Annotated in this window: 1 pseudogene and 1 other annotated feature; the pseudogene reads left to right on the top strand. The window is 43.0% G+C overall.

The annotated features are described in order from the left end of the window. Positions 1–177 precede the first annotated feature (177 nt). Positions 178–920, top strand: a pseudogene (locus tag FTV09_RS17890) (IS3 family transposase); the annotation flags it as partial. Beyond that, positions 453–569: a sequence feature (AL1L pseudoknot), on the top strand. It overlaps the preceding pseudogene by 117 nt. Positions 921–1,026: the final 106 nt, after the last annotated feature.

Below are 1,026 nucleotides of genomic sequence, written 5' to 3'. Positions count from 1 at the left end.
TGTCTGCTAGTCTTTATCGATGATGCCACAGGCAAATTGCAGCATTTACGCTTCTGTGAATCAGAATCAGCCTTTGACTATATGATTTCGACACGCTTGTATGTTGAACAGCATGGTAAGCCTTTAGTGAACCGTACCGGGTTTGTCGGAGACTAACTTTCCTGAGAGAATGTTCCGATGAAAAAACCTAAATATACCCCTGAAATCAGAGATAGAGCGGTTCAATTATTGATTGAATCCGAAAAAGATTATCCATCGAATTGGACTGCAATCACAGCTATTGCACCCAAGATTGGTTGTACTCCTGAAACATTACGTGTTTGGCATCAAAAATATCTGGATAAACAAAATCCAGTTAAAGTACAGCAGCTTTCAGATCAAGAACGTATTAAACAACTCGAACGTGAAAATAAAGAACTGCAACGTGCTAACGAAATTCTACGTAAAGCAGCTGCTTTTTTCGCCCAGGCGGAGCTCGACCGCCCACACAAATAATGGTGGATTTTATCCATCATAATAAAGAGCTGTACGGAGTCGAGGCGATTTGTAGAATTTTACCTATCGCACCTTCAACCTATTACCGGACTTTAGATCTCTGTGAAAATCCAGAACATCGAGCGAAACGAGATCTACATGATGAGCATCATGCTGAGCAAATCAAACGAATTTGGAAAGAAAGTTCAGGTCGATATGGTGTGCGTAAGGTCTGGCAACAATTGAAACGTGAAGGTTATGTTATTGCACGTTGTACAGTTGCTCGATTGATGCAGAAGCTAGGTATACAAGGTGTTTGGCGAGGTAAGAATAAACAAACCACCCGTAGCCGAGATGATCAAAAAAGAGCAGATGATTTAGTGAAACGTAATTTTAGTGCTGATCATCCAGATCAGCTGTGGGTTGCTGACTTTAGTGTGCCGCAGCAAGCGGCGTAAGAGATGAGGGTATGGCCCCTCGCTATCGGCTTGCAGGAGCAGGTAGCAAACCACCATAAGCGGCTTGGATCAAAAGTCCCGGTCGTGAGCGTTA

Source organism: Acinetobacter sp. YH12227 (assembly GCF_013417785.1).
Classification (GTDB): domain Bacteria; phylum Pseudomonadota; class Gammaproteobacteria; order Pseudomonadales; family Moraxellaceae; genus Acinetobacter; species Acinetobacter gandensis.
This window is presented reverse-complemented; position numbering and strand designations above follow the sequence as displayed.